The organism is Metabacillus sp. YM-086, from assembly GCF_048059995.1.
GTDB classification, from domain to species: domain Bacteria; phylum Bacillota; class Bacilli; order Bacillales; family Bacillaceae; genus Metabacillus; species Metabacillus litoralis_B.
On record NZ_JBLUOI010000074.1, the window covers coordinates 1 to 18,967 of the forward strand.

The window sequence follows — 18,967 nt, forward strand, 5'->3', positions numbered from 1 at the left end:
CACTCCTTCATCTGTCCCGATTCTCTCACTATCGGGACACAACCGCTATCCACGTACCTTCATCTGTCCCGATTCTCCCACTATCGGCACACATTCGCTTTGCTCACACCTCCATCTGTCCCGATTCTCCCACTATCGGCACACATTCGCTACCCACACACCTCCATCTGTCCCGATTCTCCACTATCGGCACACAACCGCTACCCACACACCTCCCTCTGTCCCGATTCTCCCACTATCGGCACACAACCGCTATCCACGTACCTTCATCTATCCCGATTCTCCCACTATCAGAACACTCTACACAACTTACTACCAGGAAGTTGACATAAATACGCTATATTCCTAAACAAATATAAATAACCCCAGTCACTATGCAACTGGGGTTATTAGTTATGATCATCGATCTACTCTTCAACTGTTACAGCTGTACCGTATGCAATAATTTCTGAAGCATTTTGCATAACAGCTGAGGATTCCAACCTCATACAAACAATCGCGTTAGCGCCTTTTGCTTTTGCATCATCAACCATACGCCCGATTGCTTTTTGTCGTGCTTCTTCCATCATTTCTGTGTATTCCTTGAGTTCTCCACCGACAATGGTTTTTAGTCCCGCCATTAAATCTTTTCCAATGTGCTTAGATTGGACAGTACTTCCCCTTACAAACCCCTTATATTCCTTTGTTTCCTTACCTGGTACAGTTTCAGTAGTCACGATAATCATTTTTGTCATCCTCCTTTTTTTCATCTAGTCTTATTTTTATAAATGCAACGACTAAAACAAGTAATGAAAGAAAATAAGCTAAAAATAGTCCAACTGCGATCGTTATGTTTATAAATAAAAAGATTATACCTGCGATCTGTGTGAAGACTGCAGAAAGCATGCTTATGTATTTTACTTTTTCCATCCCCAACTTCCTTTCTCTTCCACTACCTATAATATACATTTTTTCCTAATAAAGATGAATGATTTCCAAGGCTTTTTTAATTGTTTTTTTAACCATCTAGCAACAGCATATTCCTATAAGGACTATAGTAGGATTTTTATGCCGTTAGGTTTCTAAATTTAATTATGGAGGTATGTATCCGTAAAATAACCAACACATTCTTTCTATGGAGGAATTCATATGAATAAATTAATTACTTTTAGCTTAAAAGTCGAAGAACAAGTTCGTATTGATCAGGTTATGAAGATCACTCAACTGGCGAAATCATATGAAGGAAAAATCTACTTAGTTACTAAAAACAAACATGTAATCAATACAGCAAATTTTCCTGCTTTACTCACTTATTTATTAATGATTAAAAATGGACAAGAAATAAATATAGCGATTGATGGACCATATCCTCATTTAAAAGTGAACGACTTTAAAGAAATATGTTCTATAAATACAGCACAGAAAAGTCAGCGTATCATTCAACCAGCGATGAAAGTGAAAATTTAATTTTACGGAATGGAGGACATCACTATGATCAGAACATTGTTTATGATTGTTGGAGCCATTGTCGTTATTGGCTTTTTACTTAATTTAATTTTTTAACAGATAGAGTTTGATTAGATATATACAAATAGGGTAAAGAACAAAAAAAAGAAAGGATGATTGAGTTGAATTCATTAAAACATGTAGTTGTTGCTTTTGATGGAACAGACGATAGTAAAGAAGCACTGGAATTAGGAATTAGTATGTGTAAGAAAATGGACTCCAACCTTTCTGTTATTTATATTCATAAAGAGAACTTGTTTACAGAAGGTATTGATCAAGCTAGCACTCCATTATTATCGCCTGTACACTCGTACCCTGTTGGCGGAGTAGGGAATATTCCTGTTGTCCCAATTCCTCAGGAAAACAGCAGCGATAGAGAAACGGTTATAAATGAAAAAAATAGTAAGCAAATAATGGCATTAGAAAATGAAGCCAAGCAAATTTTAGATCGTCATCATGTACAAGCAGACGTTGCCGTTTCATATGGTGAACCTTCTGAAGGAATTGTTACTTATGCAAAAGAAAACAATGGAGATTTAATTGTTGTTGGTAGTCGAGACATGAGCGGCCTAAAAAAATTAATCTTTGGAAGCGTTAGTGAAAAAGTATCACAACGTGCTTCCATCCCAGTATTAATAGCTAAATAATCATACACATTGGTGGAAGGGATCACTCTTCCACTTTTTTAATTTTAAAATTTCTGTTAAATCACTTCATATTTATTATTACCATGCCGATATACCTAATAAGTATATATTTTTGAAATGGGGAATGGTTTGATGGGAATTTTGTTTAAAAAAGAGAAAAAAACTACAACATCGGCACTAAGTGACAACCTTAAGAATCAACACGTTTCTGCAGTTGTTTTAAATATATCAGAAGTTGAATTAAAAAAGCAGATTGGAATGATCGATCTAACAAAAGATGATTTGGTAACCGCTTTATCAATACAACCATATATTGAAAAAAATATTGAGGAAATTGTTCGCGCATTTTACTCTTCATTTGAAGCAGATAGTGGTCTTATGGGCATTATTAATGAACACAGCTCAGTAGATCGTTTACAGCAAACCTTAAAAACACATATTATGAAAATGTTTAACGGTAATCTTGATGATGAAGATGTAAAACGAATGAGAAGAATTGCTCATATTCATGTAAAGATCGGTCTTGAAGCAAAATGGTATATGGCTGCTTTCCAGCAACTACTTAATTCAATCATTGATACAGTGGAGCCGCATCTTAATACAAAGAAAGAAATCATTACCGTTGTTCAAAGTATTAGCAAACTCTTTAATTTGGAACAGCAAATTGTTTTAGAAGCATATGATAATGAATATGCCAAAGTTCGCGATGAAGCAGAAGCTGCCAAGGAGCAAATACGTGCCGAAGTAAATCAACTTGCAACTCAGCTTGCTGAGGCAAGTGAAAATACAAATGCATTTATTCAGGAAATTCTTGCTCAATCACAAGAAATTGCTTCTTATTCAGCAGACCGCTATGAAGCAGCTTCAACTGCAGAAGGACAAGCACACAACGGAAAAATTGATCTAGAAAAACAAAATGACCTTATGTCTTCTATTGAGAAAAGTACGGTTGAAATTCTACAACAAATGAAGTCACTAGAAACAACTTCTGAAAAAATTAATCAAGTTGTTTCTATCGTAACCGCTATTGCAGAACAAACGAATTTACTGGCTCTAAATGCTGCTATTGAATCAGCACGTGCAGGTGAATATGGTAAAGGTTTCGCCGTTGTTGCGAGTGAAGTTCGTAAGCTTGCTGAAGAAACAAAAAATTCAGTTCAAGGTGTTTCAAGCTTAATCACAAATATTCATAACCAAATTGATAGTATTTCCGGTTCTATTAATCATGTTGCCGAGCTTACAACTAAAGGAACTGATCAAATGAATGACATGAACTCATTCTTTGATAACATTCTTGAAATCATGAATAAAAACAAACAGCAAAGCGAACAATCTAAAACAGATTTAATGAACTTTACAAATGTTATTAACGATGTTTCTAACAACATTAATTCAATTGCAGAAACATCCGAAAATCTAAAAGTAATGGCTAGAACAATATAGAGTGATGTTTAAGACCAATGGTAATCCATTGGTCTATTTTGATGCACTTCAATTCCAAAGAATAGTATATCAATAAAACAAAACACAAAATATCTTTATCTATTTAATCATTTTCTTAATTTGATTGACAGAAAAAACTAGATTGGTATAATACTTTTGTACGAAAAAGCACAAAAGCGTTCAAGCTATAAAGGAGTATATCATGAATGATCAAATAAAAACCTTTACCTTTCAACAATCGTTACTAGTTTTGTTACTAGTATTAGCAACGATATTTGCCAGTTTATTTGTATTAAAAACAGAACCACATATTGCCTTACTTGTTTGTTTAGTTCTAATCTCAATCATTGGCTTACTTCATAAATTCAAATGGAAAGAATTAGAGACAGGTATTGTCCAAGGCATACAAAATGGAATTCAACCTATTATTATATTGGCACTTATAGGTGTATTAATTGGTGCTTGGATGAGTAGTGGGACAATTCCAACAGTTATGGTTTATGCTTTAACTGTTATTAATCCAGAATACTTATTAATGACCTCCCTTTTTTCATGTATGGTCATTTCAAGTTTAGTAGGAAGCTCCTTTACAACAGTTAGCACAATTGGTGTTGCTTTAATGGGAGCAGGTATGGCAGCAGGCTTACCAATTGAATGGGTTGCTGGAGCTATCATTTCAGGCGCATGCTTTGGTGACAAAATGTCTCCAATGTCAGATACAACAAACTTCGCTTCTGGTGTTTCATCTGTAGATTTGTTTACTCATATAAGACATATGACATTCACTACTTTACCTAGCATTCTAATTGCAGCCGTGATCTTTTTTATTTTAGGTCGAATCACACTTATTGACTTTACGTCAATAGATGACATGAAAAACATGATATCTATTATAGAATCTCAAGTTAACATTAGCATCATCACATTGTTTTCACCTCTTATAGTCATTATTCTGGCTATAAAAAGAGTTGCAGTTATCCCATCTTTAGTGATTGGTATTATAACAGCAGGAATAACCGCCATCGTTTTTCAAGGATTAATGCTGAATGAATTTCTAACAGTTTTACAAAATGGAACTTCTTATTCTATAGAAAATGAACAGGTAAGTAATATGCTAAACCGGGGCGGCCTACAATCAATGATGTGGTCCATCTCACTTATCTTAATTGCCTTTGCCTTCGGTGGATTACTTAATGCATTACACATTATCCCTACATTATTAAATGGATTAATTGACCGTATACAATCAAAGGGACAGCTTATTTTATCAACTGCCGCTTCATCGTTTGGCGTAAACCTATTAACCGGTGAACAATACTTATCAATTCTTATCCCAGGTCAATCATTTAAAGGTCTTTACGATAAAATCAAGCTTGACCGCAAATATTTATCACGAACACTTGAAGATGCCGGAACATTACTTAATCCCTTAATTCCATGGGGAGTTAGTGGAGCTTTCTTCGCTCAAACACTTGGTGTACCCGTTTTAGCGTTTTTACCATTTGCGTTCTTTTTATATCTCTCACCAATATTAACAGTTATATATGGATTTTTTAGTAAACGTGTATAAAGAAAGGGGCTGTCATTATTTTGACAGCCCCTTTCCTTTACAAGTTTCTATCAATCTAGATAATTTTCGACAAACGAAAACAATTGGTTGATTATTTTGTATATGTGCTATATCATGGAAATATATCTAATTATAACTATATATTGATTTATCAACCAAAACATAAAACTATATATTGTATTTTACAAGATTCAGGTGCCAATTAAGGCTGAAAAGGGAATCTGGTGCAATTCCAGAACTGTCCCCGCAACTGTAAATGTGACGAATTGAGAAATCCACTGTACATATTAGGTATGGGAAGGACTCATAGTAGGACGAGCATAAGTCAGGAGACCTACCTATATCTTGTGGAAGTTTCAATTTCTTCGGGGACTGAGAAGGTGAGACGATAGCTGATCATTGAGGCTCTTTTTGCCTTGAACTCTCCTCTGTCGTTTTATCTCTCTCCCTGTGTTACTAATTCAACAGATGGAGGAATATTTATGAGCATCGCAACATCAACATCCCCTATTATTTATAACAACAAAAACGACCAGGAAGCATTTGACATATCCAAATTAACTTCATACATTGAAAGCATTCATCAAAACTTCCCTTCTTTACATATAGATGACTACTTAACACGAATCCAAAACACGATCGTACAAAGAGAGTCTTATACTACAGATCAACTTACTAATTTACTCATTCTAGAAGGCTTGTCAAATATAAATGAACAAGAGCCAGAATGGACATACTTTTGTGCGCAAATCTACTTATCAAAACTGTATAAAGAAGCTGCAGAAAACAGAGGTTATGATAAAAAGCAAAAATATGGAGATTTTTATGATTTAGTGAACACTCTCGTTTCAAAAGGACTCTATAGCTCTAAGCTTCTTGAACAATATTCTCAAAGTGAACTTTCACAAATTGGTTCCTTTATTAAGCCGGAAAATGATAACCTCTTTACATATATTGGCCTAAGAACATTAGCAGATCGTTATTTAACACGTGATTTTAGTAAACAAACATATGAACTGCCTCAAGAGCGTTTTATTATTATTGCAATGACATTAATGGCAAATGAAAACAAAGATCATCGTCTTGAGCTTATAAAACAGGCGTATTGGGCAATGAGCAACCTTTATATGACCGTTGCAACACCTACTTTATCAAATGCAGGAAAACCTGTTGGTCAATTATCGAGTTGTTTTATTGATACAATCGATGATAGTTTACAAGGAATTTTTGATAGTAACACTGATATTGCCAATCTTTCAAAATCTGGTGGAGGTGTTGGTGCATATCTAGGAAAAATTCGAAGCCGTGGTAGTGATATCCGCGGGTTCAAAGGCGTGTCTTCTGGTGTTATTCCATGGATGAAGCAGCTTAACAACACTGCTGTTAGCGTTGATCAATTAGGTCAGCGTAAGGGAGCCATCGCTGTTTACTTGGATGTGTGGCATAAAGATATCTTTTCATTTCTTGATTCGAAGCTGAACAATGGTGATGAAAGAATGCGGACACATGACTTATTTACTGGTGTGTGTATTCCTGATGTATTTATGGAGCAGGTTGAAGCACGTGGTGATTGGTACCTATTTGATCCCCATGAAGTTCGTAAAGTAATGGGCTTTAGCATCGAAGATTATTATGATGAACAAAAAGGACAAGGAAGCTTTAGAGAACGCTATTGGGAATGTGTTCAAAATGAACAGTTATCTAAGGAAAAGGTCCCTGCGATTGATATTATGAAGCGAATTATGATCAGTCAGTTAGAGGCTGGTACGCCATATATGTTCTATCGAGATGAGGTAAACCGCAAGAATGCCAACTCACACCAAGGAATGATTTATTGCAGCAATTTGTGCACAGAAATCACACAAAATCAAAGTCCTACAACAGTTGAAGAGCAATTCACTGAGGATGGAAAAATCATTACAGTAAAAACACCAGGTGATTTTGTTGTATGTAACCTTTCCTCTATTAACCTTGCAAAAGCTGTTACAAATGATGTTTTAGAAAAACTTATTCCTATCCAAGTAAGAATGCTGGACAATGTTATTGATCTTAATACCATTCCTGTTCTTCAAGCTAGATTAACAAATGAAAAATATAGAGCAATTGGTTTAGGAACATTCGGTTGGCATCATCTTCTTGCCCTAAAGCAATTAAAATGGGAAAACGAGGAAGCTGTTTCCTACGCGGACAAGCTATATGAAAGAATTTCTTATCTAACGATTCAAGCTAGCATGGAGCTTTCAAAAGAAAAAGGTGCTTATCCTGTTTTTAAAGGCTCCGACTGGGAAACAGGCTCCTACTTCGAAAAAAGAGGCTATTCCTCAAATGATAGTGATTTAAATTGGGATAGTCTCAAGAAAGATGTTCAAAGTCATGGAATACGTAACAGCTATTTAATGGCAGTTGCGCCTAATGCATCAACTTCAATTATTGCAGGCAGTACAGCGAGTATTGACCCAATATTCCAAAAGGTTTACTCAGAAGAGAAGAAAGATTATAAGATTCCAGTTACTGTTCCAGATTTGAATTCTGAAACAACTTGGTATTATAAATCGGCCTATTTTATTGATCAAAAATGGAGCATCAAACAAAATGCTGCTAGACAGCAACATATTGATCAATCCATTTCCTTCAACATATATGTGCAAAACACAATAAAAGCTAAGGATTTACTTGATTTACACATTACAGCATGGAGAGAAGGATTAAAAACTACGTATTACTTACGTTCAACTTCTAGCACAATTGAAGAATGTGACTCATGCGCAAGTTAATAAGAGGAGCGTCTTTAGTTTTGAGACGCTCTATAAACTTTTTTCAAATAAAGGAGTAATTCTATGCAAAACACCACATTATCGAAGCGCAAAATTATGGATGCAAATGCTCCCAATCGCTCAACAGCTATTATTAATGGAGAAAGCTCAAACGTTTTAAACTGGGATGACGTTGCGTTTCCTTGGGCATATCCTCGTTATAAAAAAATGCTTGCCAACTTCTGGACACCATTTGAGATCAATATGGCTCAAGATATTAAACAATATCCAAACTTAACAAATGATGAGCAGGATGCATTTTTAAAAATTATTGGTCTTCTTGCCCTTTTAGATAGTATTCAAACTGATTATGCGGGAAAAGTATCAGATTACATTACTGATTCAAGTATAAACGCATTAATGATCATGCTGGCACAACAGGAAGTTATTCATAATCACTCGTATTCTTATGTATTATCTAGCTTAGTATCAAAACAAAAGCAAGATGAAGTCTTTGAATATTGGCGAAATGAACCTATATTAAGAAAGCGTAATGAGTTTGTCACAAACGGATATCAATCATTTGCTGAACAGCCAACTGTTGAGCATCTTCTAAAATCAATTGTATATGATGTGATATTAGAAGGTCTTTTCTTCTACTCGGGATTTGCCTTCTTCTATAATCTAGCACGCAATCAAAAAATGGTAGCAACTAGCACGATGATTAACTACATAAACCGGGATGAGCAAATTCATGTTGATTTATTTGTTCAAATTTTTAAAGAAGTATTAAAACAATATCCTGAGTATGATACCGAAGAGCTTGCGTCGTTTGTCAAAGAAACGTTCATTACTGCTGCTGAGCTAGAAATTGAATGGGGACGTTTTATTATAGGCAACAAAATGGATGGAATTAATATTCAAGATGTTGAGGACTATATTAAATTTTATGCAAATGTCCGTTGCAATCAGCTGGGATATGAACGCCCATTTGAGGGATATCGCTCCAATCCGTTGAAGTGGATCAAAGCATATGAAGAAGTAGATCTTGGCAAATCAGATTTCTTCGAACAAAAATCAAGACAATATACGAAGGTCAATCATGTAGATAACGGCTTCGATGACCTATAATGACCAAGATATAAAGTTTAAACAAACGTTTATTTAATTGTTTTTTTGAACACTCAACAGAGTTTTGCTTATCTTATAAATATATTAAACAAAAATTCTACATCTTTTTACATAAAGTCGTTTAACAGTGTACTCTATGTGGTAAATAAATAGAGAGCGATAAAGTAAAGGATGATAATATGAGGTTTTCAAAACTATCAGATACAACTTTATTAAATAGTTTTCATGAAGCTAGTAAATTACATTTAAGTCCAGATTTTATTAAGTTGCTAGAAAAAGAGATTAACGAAAGAGGACTTAACAAACCAAATTTCCTAAAAAAACAACTAAAGAAAATTAATTAATATTTTTAGGCTGCCCCACCAATTGGGACAGCCTTTTTTGTCGGATACTTTTTTTGATGGGACTTGAGGAGGGCTTGCAACAAACTTTATACGTCTTTACCTACTCCACCTTTCTCTCTCTCTATAATATCAATGATCTCAATTAAATCCGTCACACAATAATCAGCAGCAGGAGCATGGCTAAAATGAGTATTTTGCTTCCAGATGGTTTTCATCTCCACTTTTTTTGCAGCTTCGATATCATTTACTGGATGGTCCCCTACAAACATACTTTCATCTGAAGAGACTCCCAATTTAGATAACGCTCTAATAAATATCTCTCGATCAGGTTTTTTAATCCCCTCATTTTCAGAAATCAGCATAACATCAAAATAATTATCTATCTCCAACGCTTTGATATTGTCCATCTGAAATTGACCAAATCCATTTGAAATCATCCCAAGTTGAATATTTTGTTGCTTTATTGTGTCTAACATTTTTTTCAGATGATCAAATGGGGTACAATGTCTTGGGAAAAACGCAAGGTAATCCTGAAGTAATTGAGAGGCTGTTAGATCCTTTATTTTCAACTCTTCAATTAATTGAGCATACACTTTATCTTTCCATACATATCCATGTTGATCTAGTTCTATAAAACGATTAATGTATTGGTCATTTGGTATATGCTTTATATTTAGGCGTATGTACTGATCCTCAATAAATTTTCGAAGCGATAAATCACGATTCAACAATGTACCATCTAAGTCAAACAATATTGCTCTTATCATACGATCCTCTCCTAAACTGAATTCTCTCTATAGTGTAAAATTATACCACTTATACTAAAATAAAGGCTCAAATGATCATCTCATTTGAGCCTTTGGTTTTTTATTCATTCACCGTATCGTCAGATGTTAAATCACTACCCGACAACAGGTGAAATGATTGATCTAGAACTAAAGCCGTATGATTTTTTTCCTTAGGATGCTGAACAACCTGAGCTTGAGCAAATACTTCATTATCATAAAATTCTTGATCTTTTTGATCCATTCATATTCACCTCCATTCTTTCAATCACTACCATTCTTCCACTAATACTTTTCTTTATGTAATTAAAAAAGAGAGGAAATCCTCTCTTTATACAGGTTGCTTTGTAAATGATTGTTTTGCTTGAACTTCTTTCTGCTGCTCTGTATTCTGTGCACTTGAGCTTCTTAAAGGAATTTCTTTTAAGAAGAAAGTAAGAGCAACAGCAGCAATCATGACTATTGTTGCCGTCATGAATACGCCTGATAGTGCAAAGCTTAATGAGTCTTGAAGCATAGTAACGAACTTCTCAAATAAACTTACCATTTCAGCCGGCATGCTTTGCTGAATTTGTGATAGCTTTTCATGATCTAATAGTAACTGTGGATTTTGCAATGATTGTAAGTTTTCCTGCATTTCAGGAGGAACAGAAGCAGCTTGCTGTTGAACATCTTTTAACAATTCAGCCATATTATCACTCATACGTTGATTTAAAACTGTTCCCATTAAAGCAACCCCAACAGTACCACCAATTGAACGGAATAATTGTGATGTTGCTGTTGCAACTCCTAAAAACTTCTGTTCTACAGCATTTTGAACAGTTAAAGTAAATACTGTCATTCCTACTCCAATGCCTATCCCAACTAAAACAAGATAAGAAATTAACGTCCATTGTGATGTTTCAGCGTCCATTGTTGTGAACAAGAACATCCCTATCGTTGTTACAATTAAGCCAATAATTGCTTGAAGCTTGTATTTCCCTGTTTTGGAAATGATTTGTCCGCCAACACTACTTGCAAACACTAAACCTAACGTCATGGTCATTGTAATAAAGCTTGAATGAGTTGCTGTAAATCCTAACACCCCCTGCACAAAGTATGGGATATACATAACTCCTCCAAACATCGCTACACCAATTGCAAATCCAATCACATTTGAAATCGTAAAAATACTGTTTTTAAACAAATATAAAGGTAAAATTGGACTTTTTGCTTTTTTCTCCACTAAAACAAAGATAATGAAAGACACAATTGCCCCTGTGAATAAACCGATAATTTGTGAGGAATTCCAATCATATTTTGTTCCTGCCCAAGAGAAGGCCAATAAGGCGGGTACAATTGTCCCAGTGAGAAAAATCGAACCTAGATAATCAACAGATTCCCCTGCCTTCTTCTCCATTTTAGGGAACAATTTCCAAATAAGAATAGCAGCTACAATCCCTAATGGTAGGAACACCCAGAAAACCCATTTCCATTCAAGATTATCAACAATGTATCCACCCAGAGTCGGACCGAATACACTTGAAATTCCAAATACAGCACCCATTGCTCCCTGCCAACGACCCCTTTCACGGGGGGCAAACAAGTCTCCTACAGCTGTAAAGGCTGTTGACATAATCATACCTGCACCAAATCCTTGGATTCCTCGATAAATAATCAACTGAATGATATCCTTAGATAATCCTGATAAGAAGGCACCAATCATAAAAATAAAAATTCCTGTTAAAATAAACGGCTTACGTCCATATATATCGGATAATTTCCCAACTAAAATCGTCGTAATCGCTGAAGTTAGCATATAAATGGTAAATACCCAGCTATAGTAGTCCAGCCCACCTAAATCAGCAATAATCTTCGGCAACGCATTTCCCACTATCGTTTGGTTAACTGCCGCAAAGAACATTGCACCAATAATGGCGATCATAATTGTAACTTTTTCCTTATGACTTAAGTGCTCCATATTTACACCTCATTTTATTATATTGATTAATATTTAACTAAGTTAAGTATTTAAAGAAATAAAAAGCAGTGATTACTCATATCACTACTAAATACTTAACTTTAATAATATTTAACTTATAGCATTAATTATTATATTCCGCTATTGTCTAAAAAGCAATACTTTAACAACTAAAAAAGCTATCCAGTTGGATAACTTTTAATTGCTATGAGGATTTTTAAACTTTTTTACAAGGTAATATACAACCGCCAATAATATAGCGGAGCAGGTAAGCGGAAGAAAATATGGTTGTGCTGTTTCTTTGATATACATCCAGTTATTTCCTAACTCCATACCTAAATATAGAAAGAAAATTGTCCAAGGAATCATAGCCGCTACTGTGTAAAATGTGAATTTCCATAATGACATCTTTGATATTCCAGCTGGAATACTAATCGCATGTCTCACAACTGGAATAAACCTAGCTCCAAAAATAACACCTGAACCGTATTTTTCAAACCATGCTTCTGATAATTCTAAATGGTGTTTATTAATCAACAAGTATTTCCCATACTTTTCAAGAAAAGGTCTCCCACCTATGCTACCAAGCCAATATAAAAAAAGTTGAGCCATTGTTCCACCTATCACTCCAGCTACAATAGCTCCAATGAAGCCAATTTTCCCAAGCACGATCATATACCCACCATAACCAAGTACAATCTCACTAGGAATAACCTCAAGCATAAGACCAATTGCAATTCCTAAATATCCAAAACTTGTAAGCCAATCCAAAACATTAAGAATTAAATCCTCCATTCTCTCCCACCCTTACCTATTCTTGTCCATTATTTATGGGTATGAAGGGAAGTAATGAAATAGTCTAATTTGAATTGAAAATTTTGCTCAAAGCAAAAACTCTATAGTCAGCAACTATAGAGTTTCTATATTTAATGAATATCTTTCTTTTTAAATCGGCCACCTCTTACTTCAGCAATATTTGCCACAGCCAAAAAGGCGGACTCGTCTAAATCTTCAACGATCGATTTTAATTTGGCTTCCTCTAACCGCGTAATCACACAGAAAATCACTTTTTTGTTATCACCAGTGTATGCACCTTCACCGTTTAAAAATGTAACTCCACGACCCAAACGAGCTAGGATTGCATCACCTATTTCTTGATAATTCTCACTAATAATCCATGCTGATTTTGATTCATCCAAACCTTCAAGTACGATATCAATCGTTTTAAATGCTATAAAATAGGCGATTAAAGAATACATAGCTCTGTTCCATCCGAACACAAATCCTGCACTACCAAGAATGAAAATATTGAAGAACATAATAATTTCTCCAACGGAAAAAGGTAACTTTTTATTAAAAAGAACCGCCAATATTTCAGTACCATCCAGAGATCCACCGTATCTTAGAACAATTCCTACTCCAATACCAAGAATGATTCCACCAAATACTGTTGCTAGAAGAACATCCTCTGTAAAAGCTGGAACAGGGTGTAATAAAGCCGTTGCTACTGATAAAACAGATATGCCAAATACCGTAGAAAGGGCAAAGGTTTTCCCAATTTGTTTATATCCTATAAAGAAAAAAGGTATATTTAAAAGAAAGATAAATAGTCCAAGTTTCATACCAAGCAAATGCGATAATATAATCGAAATCCCTACTATACCACCATCAATAACCTGATTAGGCACTAGAAAGATTTCCAAGCCGACTGCCATTAAAACAGCACCTATAAAAATAAAAAGTGTTCTTTTAATAATTTTCGATTTAGACAAACCTTGATGCTTTTTCATTTGTTTCTGAACTTCCATCGGTATTTCTGTCATCAAATTCCCCCTTTATTACTTGTACATTGCAATTTTATATAAATGTTTTTGACTTCTTATCATATCTCTATATTATACCCTAGAATAGGGTATAAGTGGATTAATACGCTTCTCTTCTAACCTACTGTTCATGTCCTAATAGCCAAGAGTCTTAGATTAATAAACATCATGAGTGAACAGCTATAGGAAAAATATGATAAGATAATAACGAAGCAAAATTTACCTATCTAAATATCAAACCCTTTCAAAAATGAGGTGAGATCATGGCATGGAGGGTTCATGAATTTGCCCGTTTCCTTCTTGATGGAGATCAAGATGCAGCATGGGAAATCTTGATTCACGAAGTTAATGAGGAAATCACTCGTAAAGAAGTCTTTGAGGAACTCATTACAAAAGCTATGCAATATATTGGTGATCTTTGGGAATCAAATCAAATAACTGTCGCTGATGAGCATCTTGCTACATCGACTTGTGAATACATACTCGCAAGGTTTAATTACTACACAAAAAACAATCAATTCTTGCAAATGAAACCAAACAAAGCAATGTTTTTATGCCTTGAAAACGAACAACATGATATAGGAGTCAAAATGGTTGCACAACTGTTTGAAGAATTTGGTTGGAAAACAAAATTACTTGGTGCAAATTTACCATTAGAGTATGCCTTAAAGGCAGCTGACAAATGGCAACCAAGTGTGATTGGACTTTCTTTTTCGATTTGGTATCATGCAGAAATTCTTAAAACTTATATTAAAGCTTTAGAGGATCTTCCACATCAACCTACTGTTATCGTAGGAGGTCGTCTTTTATCAACATATGACTTTACCTCGCACTGCTCTAGCAAAACAAGATTATTTCCATCTCTAACAGAACTTCAAGGATGGCTCGCGCAACATTCAATACAAGGAGTGTAACTTTCATGCTTACAATCAAACACATCCCGCTTCCTTATTTCACAATTGATCAAGAGTTTAATATATTAGAAGCTTCTGACTTAGCTTCCAAAATCTTTGGTGAAGCATCGAACTTCTTAGATTTAGTTGATATTGAAAGCAAGAGAAAAGCTCAATCTTTACTTTCAGAAAAGCTCATCACAACAGAGATTGTCATGACAACTCAAGAATCACCTTATGCTCTTTATCAAATTAAGGTGAACTGGGAGTACAATCAAGGTCATTTAATATGTATAGAACAAGACAACCGAATTCAAACACTCGTGGACACTGTGGAGCTACATCGAAGACGACTTTCTGAAACGAACTTCGAACTGTTAGAAAAAAAAGAGCAGCTTGAACAATCTCTTACAAAAATCATCGAATTATCAGCACCTTTTATATGTTTAACAAAAGGGCTTGTCCTTGTTCCGTTGTTTGGTGAACTAAATGAGAATATGATCAGATTAAATCATAACCGTTTGTTATCCGAGGTTTCCCAAAATCAAGTAGAACTTGTTTTATTCGATTTTCATGGAATTGGGGAAATAAAAAAAGAGGGTATTCAAACATTTAAAACACTCGTATCTGAGTTAAAATTAATGGGAACAGATTCTTACATGATTGGTTTATCTCCTTCTCACGCAAGATTAATTAATCAATTAGGTATTAAAGCAGGTACTTCGTATATGAAAGACTTACATGAAGCTATTAAAACGTTTATTGTGTAAACTACAACAGGCACTTATTAAAAATCATAGCTTTATTAAATAGATTATATGACAATTGATATTAATATAATTTAGAATTCTTATAAATGAAGCTCTAACCACTTATGGTTAGAGCTTTATTTATAAGAAATTATTGCTGCTCTACTTTAGCTAATTCTGTATAGACTACTAACCTTTCCTCATGTGTTCCTTTTTCCCTATTAAAATCACCTGTACATGTAATAAGATTTAAATTACTTCTGTAAGAAAAACCAAATATTTTTTCTACAGGTGCAGATTCAGTGTCAAAGCTCTTCTTATCGTAAACAATAAAAGTAAGTTTTTCTCCATCTTCATTCATGACATGAACCTCATCTCCAACCTCTAGTTTATGAAGATGATAAAAAATGGCCGGACCTGTTTTACTATCCACATGACCAGCTAACACAGCATTCCCTTGCTCACCTGGTAATATGCCTTCTTTATACCATCCAACCTGTTCAAATTTTTCTGGAACACCCATTTGGCCATTATCAAGTAACCCTACCTTTTCAATGTCGGCACTCACATTAATAGAAGGTATACTAACTTTGAGTGGTATGATTCCTTCTCTATTGTCTTTAATAATCGGACTATCAATCTCGTCACTTTGGTCCTGATCGGTTGTTTTCTGTTCTGATTCTGCAGTTGTCTGTATTGTTTCAATGTGTGTTCCCATTTCTTCTTTAACACTCTGAGCCCCTTGGCAGCCAACAATGAATATACTGAGAAAGGCAAATAGGTAAATGCATTTCATTGCATACACCTCAATTTTTTTAAAAAATCACGGTTTCGCAAATTGTGAAACCGTGTAAATTTCCTTTTAATTCTGCGCAAATCCTTTTCTAATAACAAGGCCAAGACTAACAATAACAGCAAGCACTAGGCCATATGCAACAAAGTCTGCGGTGTTCATGCTGTTTGCTGTTCCACCCATACCTGTTTTAGGCATTTCTTCAGGCATCATTGACTTAAATTTATCAGGGAATTGATCAACAAAAGCAGCTGATAAACCTTTTGCAGGATTTAGCATATGCGCATATGCCCCACGAACATCTTCATATGCTTTCTCATAATCTCCAGCTACATATGAATCAAATGCAGCAATAAGCTGGTCAACATGCATTTGTAATCCATCTGCAAGAGCGTCAGATTGTAAACGTCCTTCGGTAGCTGTTTCTAAGAATTTTGAAAATTCCCCTCTATAACCATCTAGTTTTTCTAAAGCCTGTGCTTTCGCTTCCTCATCACCAGCACCAGTTGCTTTTACATATTCAACAAAGAAGCCGATATGATCTGACCACATTTTCTTGAACTGTTCTCCTGCCTCATCTCCATACACAGATGAGATTGCTGCAGTTAAATCTTCTGTATTTGCATTTAAGGCATTTGCAGCTGCTTCAAAATCATCCGCACCGTCTGCCCCTTGTTGCATAGCGACCACAGCCAATCCAGCATGCTCCGTTAATAAATGATTTAATGATGCTCTAAGATCTGCTGCAGGTGTTACTGCCTTTGTTTCCTCAAATTTATCTGGATATTGATCTGCTATGGCATTTGATAGACCTTTCGCTACCATATGCATATGATTAATTGCCTCTCTTTCATATTCATAAGCTTTCTCATAGTCTTTTGCTAAGTAACGCTCAAATGCACCTACAAGCTGATTAACATGCATTTGTAATCCATCTGCCAAACTACCTGCCTCTAATCGTTCACCGGTTGCTGTTTCAAGAAATTGAGAGAATTTTTCACGGTAAGTATCTAAATTCTTTAAAGCTTCTTCTTTTTTCGCTTCATCATTTTCTCCAGTAGCTGTTACATAATCAACAAAGAAGCCAATATGTTCTTCCCACATTTGTTTAAACTGCTGACCTGCTTTATCTCCATACACAGATGTAATTGCTTTGGATAAGTCCTCAGTATTTGCATTCAATGCTCCGACTGATGCTTCAAAGTCCTTTGTTGCTAAGGCACCATTTCTCATTACCTCTACAGCGAGATATGCGTGTTCACTAAGCAAGTGGCCTAACGTTGTTCTTAGTTCCACTGCTGGGGTTTCTACTGATGGAGCTGTCATCATTGCGGAATGACTAGTATGATCCTGCGCAAAAGCTCCTTGTACTGGTACTAATAATGATAAACTTAATGGTACTGCTAGAAGTGATTTTTTTAGATTCATTTTTTAATTTCCCCTTTCTGGTTTTCTATTAAGCTAACGAAAGGGAAATTTAAATGGATCACTTTTTAAAAAATGTTTTAAGTTTTTGGGTAAAGCGCAGAATTCAGGCGAATTTATAGATCATTTAGGGTTTTGATTCTAAATTAGGACATGGGTATGATGAGGTATTACCTCTGTATCGGGATGCATCTTTCTTCTGGAGGGCCTTTTCTGTCCCGATTCTACTTGTATCGGGACACATCTTTCTGCTGGAAGACCTTTTCTGTCCCAATTCCCCCTGTATCGAGACACAAATTCCTGATGGAAAACCTTTTCTGTCCCGATACTGCCTGTATCGAGACACATCTTTCTGCTGGAGGACCTTTTCTGTCTCGATTCTCTCTGTATCGAGACACATCTTTCCTCTCCTTGACCTTTTCTGTCCCGATTCCCTCTGTATCGAGACACAAATTCCTGCTGGAAGACCTTTTCTGTCCCGATTCCCCCTGTATCGAGACACAAATTCCTGATGGAAGACCTTTTCTGTCTCGATTCTCTCTGTATCGAGACACATCTTTCCTCTCCTTGACCTTTTCTGTCCTGATTCCCTCTATATCGAGACACATCTTCCTGATGGAGGATCTTTTCTGTCCCGATTCCCCCTGTATCGAGACACAAATTCCTGATGGAAAACCTTTTCTGTCCCGATTCCCTCTGTATCGAGACACAAATTCCTGATGGAAGACCTTTTCTGTCCCGATTCCCCCTGTATTGAGACACAAATTCCTGATGGAGGATCTTTTCTGTCCCGATTCTCTCTGTATCGAGACACATCTTTCCTCTGCTTGACCTTTTCTGTCCCGATTCCCTCTGTATCGAGACACAAATTCCTGCTGGAAGACCTTTTCTGTCCCGATTCCCCCTGTATCGAGACACTTCTTTCCTCTGGAAAACCTTTTCTGTCCCGATTCCCCCTGTATCGAGACATAAATTCCTGCTGGAGGACCTTTTCTGTCCCAATTCCCCCTGTATCGAGACACAAATTCCTGATGGAAAACCTTTTCTGTCCCGATACTGCCTGTATCGAGACACATCTTTCTGCTGGAGGACCTTTTCTGTCTCGATTCTCTCTGTATCGAGACACATCTTTCCTCTCCTTGACCTTTTCTGTCCTGATTCCCTCT

Annotated in this window: 19 protein-coding genes and 1 riboswitch; of the genes, 9 read left to right on the top strand and 10 right to left on the bottom strand. The window is 35.6% G+C overall.

From position 1 onward, the window contains the following. Positions 1–407: 407 nt before the first annotated feature. Both ACEWK1_RS22460 and ACEWK1_RS22465 read right to left on the bottom strand, forming a co-directional pair. Positions 408–725 carry a YbjQ family protein gene (locus ACEWK1_RS22460; RefSeq protein ID WP_098795261.1) on the bottom strand — a complete coding sequence of 106 codons (318 nt, stop codon included), beginning with the start codon at positions 723–725 and terminating at the stop codon, positions 408–410. Next, on the bottom strand, positions 706–909 hold the full coding sequence (locus tag ACEWK1_RS22465; protein ID WP_121664598.1) for a hypothetical protein: 204 nt from the start codon (positions 907–909) through the stop codon (positions 706–708). The genes ACEWK1_RS22460 and ACEWK1_RS22465 overlap by 20 nt, the downstream gene beginning before the upstream one ends. A gap of 219 nt (positions 910–1,128) precedes the next feature. On the opposite strand from ACEWK1_RS22465, the gene ACEWK1_RS22470 reads away from it, so the two are divergent. The 7 genes from ACEWK1_RS22470 (at position 1,129) to sda (ending at position 9,373) form a co-directional block, all read left to right on the top strand. After that, on the top strand, positions 1,129–1,446 hold the full coding sequence (locus ACEWK1_RS22470) for a hypothetical protein (RefSeq protein ID WP_121664597.1): 318 nt from the start codon (positions 1,129–1,131) through the stop codon (positions 1,444–1,446). A gap of 161 nt (positions 1,447–1,607) precedes the next feature. Then, entirely contained in the window at positions 1,608–2,132 is a 525-nt protein-coding gene (locus tag ACEWK1_RS22475; RefSeq protein WP_212136055.1) for a universal stress protein, read from the top strand. A 132-nt stretch (positions 2,133–2,264) separates the two neighbouring features. Further along, the gene (locus ACEWK1_RS22480; protein ID WP_212136054.1) at positions 2,265–3,575 is read left to right on the top strand and encodes a globin-coupled sensor protein; all 1,311 of its coding nucleotides are present in this window, start codon (positions 2,265–2,267) and stop codon (positions 3,573–3,575) included. 202 nt (positions 3,576–3,777) lie between these two features. Further along, positions 3,778–5,145, top strand: a complete 1,368-nt coding sequence (gene nhaC / locus ACEWK1_RS22485; protein WP_212136053.1) for a Na+/H+ antiporter NhaC — start codon at positions 3,778–3,780, stop codon at positions 5,143–5,145. 176 nt (positions 5,146–5,321) lie between these two features. Beyond that, positions 5,322–5,502: riboswitch (cobalamin riboswitch) on the top strand. Positions 5,503–5,627: 125 nt separating this feature from the next. Further along, positions 5,628–7,919, top strand: coding sequence for a ribonucleoside-diphosphate reductase subunit alpha (locus tag ACEWK1_RS22490; RefSeq protein ID WP_212136052.1), 2,292 nt, complete (start codon positions 5,628–5,630; stop codon positions 7,917–7,919). A gap of 63 nt (positions 7,920–7,982) precedes the next feature. Then, on the top strand, positions 7,983–9,029 hold the full coding sequence (locus ACEWK1_RS22495; RefSeq protein WP_121664592.1) for a ribonucleotide-diphosphate reductase subunit beta: 1,047 nt from the start codon (positions 7,983–7,985) through the stop codon (positions 9,027–9,029). Positions 9,030–9,208: 179 nt separating this feature from the next. Further along, positions 9,209–9,373, top strand: coding sequence for a sporulation histidine kinase inhibitor Sda (gene sda / locus ACEWK1_RS22500; protein WP_121664591.1), 165 nt, complete (start codon positions 9,209–9,211; stop codon positions 9,371–9,373). 86 nt (positions 9,374–9,459) lie between these two features. On the opposite strand, the gene ACEWK1_RS22505 is transcribed toward sda, so the two are convergent. The 5 genes from ACEWK1_RS22505 to ACEWK1_RS22525 all read right to left on the bottom strand — a co-directional run bounded on the left by ACEWK1_RS22505 (position 9,460) and on the right by ACEWK1_RS22525 (position 13,941). Next, complete coding sequence (locus ACEWK1_RS22505; RefSeq protein ID WP_212136051.1) at positions 9,460–10,140, bottom strand: HAD family hydrolase; 681 nt, start codon at positions 10,138–10,140, stop codon at positions 9,460–9,462. 100 nt (positions 10,141–10,240) lie between these two features. After that, complete coding sequence (locus tag ACEWK1_RS22510) at positions 10,241–10,402, bottom strand: transcriptional regulator SplA domain-containing protein (RefSeq protein WP_121664589.1); 162 nt, start codon at positions 10,400–10,402, stop codon at positions 10,241–10,243. Positions 10,403–10,489: 87 nt separating this feature from the next. Then, positions 10,490–12,118, bottom strand: coding sequence for an MDR family MFS transporter (locus tag ACEWK1_RS22515; RefSeq protein WP_212136050.1), 1,629 nt, complete (start codon positions 12,116–12,118; stop codon positions 10,490–10,492). A 198-nt stretch (positions 12,119–12,316) separates the two neighbouring features. Beyond that, the gene (locus ACEWK1_RS22520) at positions 12,317–12,913 is read right to left on the bottom strand and encodes a DedA family protein (protein WP_121664588.1); all 597 of its coding nucleotides are present in this window, start codon (positions 12,911–12,913) and stop codon (positions 12,317–12,319) included. Between the two features lie 131 nt (positions 12,914–13,044). Continuing rightward, entirely contained in the window at positions 13,045–13,941 is an 897-nt protein-coding gene (locus ACEWK1_RS22525; RefSeq protein ID WP_121664587.1) for a YitT family protein, read from the bottom strand. Between the two features lie 263 nt (positions 13,942–14,204). Between ACEWK1_RS22525 and ACEWK1_RS22530 the strand changes: the two genes are divergently transcribed. Together ACEWK1_RS22530 and ACEWK1_RS22535 are read left to right on the top strand one after the other, a co-directional pair. Continuing rightward, entirely contained in the window at positions 14,205–14,855 is a 651-nt protein-coding gene (locus ACEWK1_RS22530) for a cobalamin B12-binding domain-containing protein (protein ID WP_212136049.1), read from the top strand. 5 nt (positions 14,856–14,860) lie between these two features. Then, positions 14,861–15,604 (top strand): STAS domain-containing protein, encoded by a 744-nt coding sequence (locus ACEWK1_RS22535; protein WP_162987544.1) that lies wholly within the window; start codon positions 14,861–14,863, stop codon positions 15,602–15,604. Positions 15,605–15,734: 130 nt separating this feature from the next. Here ACEWK1_RS22535 and ACEWK1_RS22540 read toward each other — a convergent pair whose 3' ends face one another. The 3 genes from ACEWK1_RS22540 to ACEWK1_RS22550 all read right to left on the bottom strand — a co-directional run. Further along, positions 15,735–16,379 (bottom strand): class F sortase, encoded by a 645-nt coding sequence (locus tag ACEWK1_RS22540; protein WP_121664584.1) that lies wholly within the window; start codon positions 16,377–16,379, stop codon positions 15,735–15,737. Positions 16,380–16,445: 66 nt separating this feature from the next. Then, the gene (locus ACEWK1_RS22545) at positions 16,446–17,804 is read right to left on the bottom strand and encodes a copper amine oxidase (RefSeq protein WP_212136048.1); all 1,359 of its coding nucleotides are present in this window, start codon (positions 17,802–17,804) and stop codon (positions 16,446–16,448) included. 138 nt (positions 17,805–17,942) lie between these two features. Next, positions 17,943–18,967: hypothetical protein (locus tag ACEWK1_RS22550; protein WP_416636666.1), on the bottom strand; the 1,025-nt coding region annotated here is incomplete at its 5' end.

What these genes read in the sequence shown, in the direction of transcription:
- ACEWK1_RS22460 (WP_098795261.1), bottom strand. Translation starts at nt 725, where the DNA reads ATGATTATCGTGACTACTGAAACTGTACCAGGTAAGGAAACAAAGGAA.
- ACEWK1_RS22465 (WP_121664598.1), bottom strand. Translation starts at nt 909, where the DNA reads ATGGAAAAAGTAAAATACATAAGCATGCTTTCTGCAGTCTTCACACAG.
- ACEWK1_RS22470 (WP_121664597.1), top strand. Translation starts at nt 1,129, where the DNA reads ATGAATAAATTAATTACTTTTAGCTTAAAAGTCGAAGAACAAGTTCGT.
- ACEWK1_RS22480 (WP_212136054.1), top strand. Translation starts at nt 2,265, where the DNA reads ATGGGAATTTTGTTTAAAAAAGAGAAAAAAACTACAACATCGGCACTA.
- nhaC (WP_212136053.1), top strand. Translation starts at nt 3,778, where the DNA reads ATGAATGATCAAATAAAAACCTTTACCTTTCAACAATCGTTACTAGTT.
- ACEWK1_RS22490 (WP_212136052.1), top strand. Translation starts at nt 5,628, where the DNA reads ATGAGCATCGCAACATCAACATCCCCTATTATTTATAACAACAAAAAC.
- ACEWK1_RS22495 (WP_121664592.1), top strand. Translation starts at nt 7,983, where the DNA reads ATGCAAAACACCACATTATCGAAGCGCAAAATTATGGATGCAAATGCT.
- sda (WP_121664591.1), top strand. Translation starts at nt 9,209, where the DNA reads ATGAGGTTTTCAAAACTATCAGATACAACTTTATTAAATAGTTTTCAT.
- ACEWK1_RS22505 (WP_212136051.1), bottom strand. Translation starts at nt 10,140, where the DNA reads ATGATAAGAGCAATATTGTTTGACTTAGATGGTACATTGTTGAATCGT.
- ACEWK1_RS22510 (WP_121664589.1), bottom strand. Translation starts at nt 10,402, where the DNA reads ATGGATCAAAAAGATCAAGAATTTTATGATAATGAAGTATTTGCTCAA.
- ACEWK1_RS22515 (WP_212136050.1), bottom strand. Translation starts at nt 12,118, where the DNA reads ATGGAGCACTTAAGTCATAAGGAAAAAGTTACAATTATGATCGCCATT.
- ACEWK1_RS22520 (WP_121664588.1), bottom strand. Translation starts at nt 12,913, where the DNA reads ATGGAGGATTTAATTCTTAATGTTTTGGATTGGCTTACAAGTTTTGGA.
- ACEWK1_RS22525 (WP_121664587.1), bottom strand. Translation starts at nt 13,941, where the DNA reads ATGACAGAAATACCGATGGAAGTTCAGAAACAAATGAAAAAGCATCAA.
- ACEWK1_RS22530 (WP_212136049.1), top strand. Translation starts at nt 14,205, where the DNA reads ATGGCATGGAGGGTTCATGAATTTGCCCGTTTCCTTCTTGATGGAGAT.
- ACEWK1_RS22535 (WP_162987544.1), top strand. Translation starts at nt 14,861, where the DNA reads ATGCTTACAATCAAACACATCCCGCTTCCTTATTTCACAATTGATCAA.
- ACEWK1_RS22540 (WP_121664584.1), bottom strand. Translation starts at nt 16,379, where the DNA reads ATGAAATGCATTTACCTATTTGCCTTTCTCAGTATATTCATTGTTGGC.
- ACEWK1_RS22545 (WP_212136048.1), bottom strand. Translation starts at nt 17,804, where the DNA reads ATGAATCTAAAAAAATCACTTCTAGCAGTACCATTAAGTTTATCATTA.